Source organism: Blautia sp. MSK.18.38 (assembly GCF_024460535.1).
Lineage (GTDB): Bacteria > Bacillota > Clostridia > Lachnospirales > Lachnospiraceae > Blautia_A > Blautia_A fusiformis.
Map to the genome: position 1 here is coordinate 1 of NZ_JANFYP010000052.1, position 6643 is coordinate 6643.

Consider the following 6643-nt stretch of genomic DNA (forward strand, 5'->3'; position numbering starts at 1 on the left):
TGTTGTTTTATTTCTTCACTTTCTCAGTGATTCACTTCTGGCAAGGTGTCTGTATGCTTCGATACTCAGCGCACTATGCGTTGCGATCTCTCGCTTTGAATCTCAGGCGAGGGGAGGCAGGCTGCTGGTGGTGACGTTAGCGGAGCCCCCGTCAGCGAGGTGAGGATAGCTGCTGCCACCGAGCGCACTGTTTGAGCGAAGCGAGTTTGCGCGAATGGCAGCAAACCGGCGCCGCAGCCGAGCAGGGGGCGCAGCGTGTCACCACCAGCAGCCTGCCTCCCCTCGCCGTCCCTTCACCAACCGAAGTACCACAGCCACCACTACCTCCCAGCCATCCAGCGCAGCGCCGATGGCCCAAAACCTCCCGAGCAGCCACCCCAATCTCTCACAACCGGGGCAGCCACCCTAAGCCACAACATCACAACATTCACACCATCCGATACAACTCCAAAACATCCTCCGTATAAACCCCAGGCCGCTCATAAACCACCAGCGGCCGCTCAACCCGGATCCTGGAATTCCCGCCCTTACAAGCCTCGATCAACACCATATTCGGCTCCTTATCAATAAAAGGATACACCAGCTGCATCCTCTTAGGCTCCAGCTTATACTTCGTCAAAGTCGCCATCAGCTCCACCAGCCGAAACGGCCTGTGCACCAGAAAAAACCGCCCCCGGTCCTTCAGGACCCGGGCAGCCTGACAAGCCACATCATCAAACGAACACAAAATCTCATGCCTCGCGATCGCCTTCGGAAGATGCGGATTCGTCAACCCATGCTGCCCGATCATATACGGCGGATTACACGTCACCACATCAAAAGAAGCCGCCCCAAAAATCCCGGCAGCCTCCCTGATATCACCCTCAACGATCCGAACCCTGTCCTCAAGACCATTATACCTCACACTACGGTCAGCCATCTCCGCACACTCATGCTGGATCTCCAGCCCCGTGAAATGCTCCCCATCCGTACGATCAGAAAGCAAGATCGGAATGATCCCCGTACCGGTCCCCATATCCAGCGCAACCTCACCCCTCTTCACCCGGGCAAAACCAGACAACAGAACCGCATCCATCCCAAAGCAAAACTTCTTCGGATCCTGGATCACAAACAACCCATTCTGAAGATCATCCACACGCTCACCGCAATAAACCAGATCACTTCTCATTCGGCTTCGAATCTCCCTTTTTAACCTCTTTCTCCTCGTGGTCAGCAGAACCACCCTTACCCTTTTTTCTCTTAGGGCGGAACCTCAGATCACGGACCGGAAACTCCTGGATCTCCTTCTCGTCATTCACCTCAACCACGATCTTAACCATCTGCCTGAGAACATTCACACTCTGGACCGTACCCGAAACACCCTGCGGCGTCGTTACCATATCACCGATACCCGGAAGATTCCGGTTCAGCTCCTCATAAGTCTCCTGCTCATTCTTCAGACAGCACATCAGACGACCACAGACACCAGAAATCTTCGTCTGGTTCAGAGAAAGATTCTGCTCCTTCGCCATCTTGATGGAAACCGGCGCAAACTCCGAAAGATACGTATGACAGCAAAGCGTCCTTCCACAGATACCAATACCGCCAAGGATCTTCGTCTCATCACGGACACCGATCTGACGAAGCTCGATCCTGGTCTTAAACACAGACGCCAGATCCTTAACCAGCTGCCGGAAATCAATACGGCCATCCGCTGTAAAATAAAACAGCACCTTGTTATTATCAAAGGTATACTCCGCATCGATCAGCTTCATATCAAGCCCATGCTCACGGATCTTCTTCTTGCAGATCTTAAAAGCCTCTTTCTCCTTCTGGCGGTTCTCAGCCTCATGGTCCTCGTCCTCCTTCGTTGCAACACGGAGAACCTCCTTCAGCGGATGGACTACCTCGTCCTCCTTCACGCTGCGCGGCTCCAGGACAACACGGCCATACTCCACACCACGGGCAGTCTCCACGATCACATGATCGCCGACCTTCACCTTATAATTCTTAGGATTAAAATAATAAATCTTACCAACGTTACGAAATCTGACTCCAACTACCTTTTCCATTCTATTTCTCCCTAATTGTCAGGAACAGGAGCTCCAGGGCAAGTTCGAGATTAACATTGGCACGGAGACGCACCTTCGTCTTCTCCAGTGCCTCAAGGATTTTTTCGATATTCTCATAAGAACGCTCGCTGGCCTGCTCTCTGATAAAATTAATCTCCTGTTTAAAAACCAGGTTGTCAATTTCCCTTGTTGCCTTAAACATCAGAACATCGCGGAACCAGAACTGGAAAATATCCAGATAATCATTGATATTATTCTTATCAGCAGTCAAAGTCTTGATCGCCTCTGTCAGCTCATAAACCTCCATGGAATTGGCATATTTCAAAATCTTCAGGGCATTGGCAGTCATATCCGCAAACTCCTGAGAAGTCGCAGCCTCCTTCGCCTTGCCGATACTGCCCTGCGCATAAGACGCATCGATCTCAGCCTGATAATCCGGCACCTGAAGATGCTCCATCAGATATTCCTTCACAAGACTGTCATCCACCACCTTCAGATCCAGACGCACACATCTGGAACGGATCGTAGGAAGAAGACTGTCGATATTGCTTGTCAGCAGCATGATCACCGCATATTCCGGCGGTTCCTCGATAGTTTTCAAAATGGCATTCTGCGCCTGCACCGTCATCATCTCCGCATCCGGAATGATATAGATCTTATACGGACTGCAGTACGGCTTGATATCCACATCACGCACAACCTGGTCACGCACCTCGTCAATGCTGATGCTTCCAGGCTTCTCATGAGTTACTGTAATGATATCCGGATGATTCTTGCCGATCACCTTCTTACAGGAATCACAAGTCATACACGGTTCAGACTCTCCCGATTCGCACTGCAGCGCTGCCGCAAAAGTCCCCGCAAGAAGCTTCTTGCCGGATCCCGGTTCCCCTGTAAAAATATAAGAGTGGGATACCTTCCCTGTCTCTATCGCATTCTTCAAATGCCTGATTATATCGTCATGGCCGATGATGTCATGAAATCCTGCCATAAGAATCACCTCTTTCTGCCTTTTGTGCCCTCCGTTATACCCGGCGGACATCTTTCAACTAATTATAACATAATCTTCTGTATAAAAAAAACTATTTTTCCTTATTGTACAGATTTTATATAATTTACGATCTCCTTCACACATTCATCCAGATTATGATTCTCAAAACGCTTCCATATACCTGCTTTAAGAATATTTTCCTCGGAAAAATCATTCTGGTCTGCAAGAAAACGCCTGCACATCTCCTCGTACTTCGGCACCTCCTGGGTCTTCTCCCTGGCAAGCGCACGCTCCAGACGCTCTCCGTCTTCCACCTCTATATAAATAGGCCACATCACTTCATTGCCGTAATACTCCCGGAGCCTCACAAAAGACTCCAGTGTACCGATCCCCAGATAGCTGTCATTACCCACAGACACCTGCCCGTCATCCGCAGTAAAATATGTCCACGGCCCGTAAACTGTCTGATAAGTACGCGCCTCGATCAGCTTCCCGTTTCTTCGGAACTCCTTCAGTTTATTCTCATCTGCAAAAAAATATTCTCTTCCGTTCTCCTCTCCATCCCGGATCGGACGGGTAGTATAGATCACAAGCCGCTTAAGCCCCAGCTCCTGATTCCCCTCCAGCTGTCTGTAAATACTGTCCTTACCGGAAGAGCTTTTTCCCATAATGTAAAAAATCTTTCCCATATGTCTCCTCTGCTACATCTCATTTCTCACAACACACACCGTCTCATTGGTCTGGTCGCTCAGGCCCTGGACCTCAAAGCCCTGTTCCAGGTATCTTCTCACATTTTTTACGAAATGTCCAGAAATCTGTTCCCCCGGAACGATCAGCGGGATCCCCGGCGGATAAAGATACGCAAACTCCCCGGACGTACGTCCGATACACTCATCCAGCGGACACCGCTCACTCTCCGCATCCATAGCCTGGGAGATCCGCATGATTTGCTTCATTTTTCCGTTTTTCAAAGGCTCCTTCTCCACAGCCTCTTCTCTATATTTTAACGATTCACGGCGGTCGATCTCTTCAATAGCATCACAAAGCCGCTCAAAGCCCTCCGCCGTATCACCCACAGCCGCCAGCGCCAGCACATAATTCTCCGCCTCCATCTCCATTTCCAGATGAAACTCCCTCCGGAGGATCTGATGCAGCTCCCGGCCGTTCAGCGAGCTGTCCACAGTAGAAAGCAATATCTTGGATCTGTCAAAATCAAAAACTCTCTGGCACTCACAGGCCTGCGGCGTTACCAGCCGGATATACTTACACTCGGAAAGACGCCTGCGTGCTTTTTCCAGATTCTCCGTAAACACACGGAACATCTCATCCCCCTCACGCTCCAGCTTATCCATGCACGCATCAATGCTGCTCATAAGAATATAAGAAGGACTGCTGCTCTGATAGATTCCCAGAAAACGCTTCAGTTTTTCCCGGCTCACACGCTCACTGCACAGGTGGATCACCCCCGTCTGGGTCAGACAGGGCAGCGTCTTATGCACACTGTTGATCACCACATCCGCACCAAGCTGCGCCGCAGACACCGGAAAATAATCCGAAAACCGAAAATGCGCCCCGTGAGCCTCATCCACGATCAGCGGCACACCATAGTGATGCGCGATCTCCGCGATCCTCGCCACATCCGACACGATCCCGTCATAAGTCGGCGAAGTGATCAGCACCGCCTGGATCTCCGGATTTTCCGCCAGATACATTTCCACACGGCCGGGTGAAATCCCTCCGTTTATCCCCAATTTCGGATCCTCATGTGGATAAATATACGTGGCACTCAGCTCCCGCAGATAAATTGCATGGTAAACCGCCTTATGGCAGTTCCTTGCCACCAGGATCTGTCCCCCCTTATCCACAGCCGCAGACACCGCCGCCAGGATCGCCCCGGAGCTTCCATTAATACTGTAAAAACTCTCCGGCACACCATAAAGCCGTGCGACATCCTCCTGCGCCCTTTTCAAAATATCCTCAGCATGATGCAGGTTATCAAACCCGTCAATCTCCGTAATATCCCTCTCTACCGGAAAATCCCCCTCCACAGCCAGCGGATTCCTCTTATGCCCCGGCATATGAAACGGATAAAAATCACTCTTACCGTACGCTTCCAGTTTCTTGTATAATCTGTCTTCCATAATTCGTCCTTTTCATCCTAAAAACAAGGAGGGGCTATCACCAGACGATATTCCCCTCCATTTTTATCACATCTCAGCAAAATCGATCCTCAGGTCCTCATAGATCCCCACCTTGATCGAATCCTGAAATGTATACTGCTCCGTATCCTCATTTTCAAAATCATACACCATTATCAGCTTCTTCACAGGATCCACGATCCAGTACTCTCTCACACCGGCAGTCCTGTATTTAAACAGCTTGGTATAGTAATCCATACGCCTGCTCGCCGGAGAAACGATCTCGATGATCCAGTCCGGAGCACCCTTGCATCCCCTGTCATCCAGCTTATCCGGATCACAGATAACAGAAACATCCGGTTCCACATAAGTATTCGTCTTCTCATCCAGATACACAGCAAACGGTGCAGCAAACACCTCACATTTCCCCTTATTAGACTCTATATAGTTACCTATCTTTCTGGACAAAATACTCGAAATCCTCTGATGCATCGTATTCGGCGGCGCCATATAATAAATATGTCCATCGATCAGTTCCGCTCTTTCACCCTCCGGCAAAGCATAAATATCCTCTATCGTATAAATTCTTTCCCTCAACAGCGGCATATCTCCACTCCTCTCAAAAGCACTCAGCAGATCATACACCATCATTCCGATCTGCACTCATACCCGCCTGCAGCAGCTCCATCCGAAGCCTTCCCCACAGGCTCACACCTTAAACCGATACCCCACCCCCCAGATCGTCTCAATATACTGAGGCTTGGCCGTATTAAACTCGATCTTCTCACGGATCTTCTTGATATGCACCGTAACCGTAGCGATATCACCCACAGACTCCATATCCCAGATCTCCCGGAAAAGCTCCTCCTTTGTAAAAACCCTGTTCGGATTCTCAGCCAAAAAAGTCAAAAGATCAAACTCCTTGGTAGTAAACGTCGTCTCCTCACCATTGACCCACACACGCCTGGCCGTCTTATCGATCTTAATACCGCGGATCTCGATCACATCATTCTTATGCACATTAGAACCAACCAGCCGGTTATAACGCTCCATATGCGCCTTCACACGGGCAACCAGCTCACTTGGACTGAACGGCTTGGTCATATAATCATCCGCACCAAGACCCAGTCCCCGGATCTTATCGATATCATCCTTCTTGGCCGAAACCATAATGATCGGCGTATTCTTCTCCTCACGGACCTGCCGGCAGATATCAAAGCCATCCACCTCCGGAAGCATCAGATCCAGGATGATCAGATCAAACTCCTCCTTCATGGCACGAACAAGCCCCGTATCACCACGGTTCTCGATCTCCACCTCAAACCCCGAAAGCTCCAGATAATCCTTCTCCAGATCTGCGATCGCTTCCTCATCCTCTATAATCAAAATCCTACTCATTCATCGGTACCTGCCACTCAAAATATGTGTAAATATACTCACATCGAGATAACGTAGACTCTCAC

7 protein-coding genes are annotated in these 6643 nt (G+C 49.9%); all 7 read right to left on the reverse strand.

From position 1 onward, the window contains the following. Positions 1-427: 427 nt before the first annotated feature. Positions 428-1168: a tRNA1(Val) (adenine(37)-N6)-methyltransferase gene (locus NE638_RS17305; RefSeq protein WP_059086497.1), complete on the reverse strand. Its 741-nt coding sequence runs from the start codon at positions 1166-1168 to the stop codon at positions 428-430. Then, the gene (locus NE638_RS17310; RefSeq protein ID WP_021651243.1) at positions 1158-2051 is read right to left on the reverse strand and encodes a PSP1 domain-containing protein; all 894 of its coding nucleotides are present in this window, start codon (positions 2049-2051) and stop codon (positions 1158-1160) included. The genes NE638_RS17305 and NE638_RS17310 overlap by 11 nt, the downstream gene beginning before the upstream one ends. Position 2052: 1 nt before the next feature. After that, on the reverse strand, positions 2053-3042 hold the full coding sequence (gene holB / locus NE638_RS17315; RefSeq protein ID WP_015526578.1) for a DNA polymerase III subunit delta': 990 nt from the start codon (positions 3040-3042) through the stop codon (positions 2053-2055). A gap of 101 nt (positions 3043-3143) precedes the next feature. After that, positions 3144-3731, reverse strand: coding sequence for a hypothetical protein (locus NE638_RS17320; RefSeq protein ID WP_021651241.1), 588 nt, complete (start codon positions 3729-3731; stop codon positions 3144-3146). Positions 3732-3743: 12 nt separating this feature from the next. Further along, entirely contained in the window at positions 3744-5183 is a 1440-nt protein-coding gene (locus NE638_RS17325; RefSeq protein ID WP_173746822.1) for an aminotransferase class I/II-fold pyridoxal phosphate-dependent enzyme, read from the reverse strand. A 66-nt stretch (positions 5184-5249) separates the two neighbouring features. Continuing rightward, positions 5250-5786, reverse strand: a complete 537-nt coding sequence (locus NE638_RS17330; protein WP_173746824.1) for a Uma2 family endonuclease — start codon at positions 5784-5786, stop codon at positions 5250-5252. 102 nt (positions 5787-5888) lie between these two features. After that, complete coding sequence (locus NE638_RS17335) at positions 5889-6578, reverse strand: response regulator transcription factor (protein WP_015526575.1); 690 nt, start codon at positions 6576-6578, stop codon at positions 5889-5891. Between the last annotated feature and the right edge of the window lie 65 nt (positions 6579-6643).

Coding starts and splice junctions, on each gene's coding strand:
- NE638_RS17305 (WP_059086497.1), bottom strand. CDS start 1,168: ATGAGAAGTGATCTGGTTTATTGCGGTGAGCGTGTGGATGATCTTCAG.
- NE638_RS17310 (WP_021651243.1), bottom strand. CDS start 2,051: ATGGAAAAGGTAGTTGGAGTCAGATTTCGTAACGTTGGTAAGATTTAT.
- holB (WP_015526578.1), bottom strand. CDS start 3,042: ATGGCAGGATTTCATGACATCATCGGCCATGACGATATAATCAGGCAT.
- NE638_RS17320 (WP_021651241.1), bottom strand. CDS start 3,731: ATGGGAAAGATTTTTTACATTATGGGAAAAAGCTCTTCCGGTAAGGAC.
- NE638_RS17325 (WP_173746822.1), bottom strand. CDS start 5,183: ATGGAAGACAGATTATACAAGAAACTGGAAGCGTACGGTAAGAGTGAT.
- NE638_RS17330 (WP_173746824.1), bottom strand. CDS start 5,786: ATGCCGCTGTTGAGGGAAAGAATTTATACGATAGAGGATATTTATGCT.
- NE638_RS17335 (WP_015526575.1), bottom strand. CDS start 6,578: ATGAGTAGGATTTTGATTATAGAGGATGAGGAAGCGATCGCAGATCTG.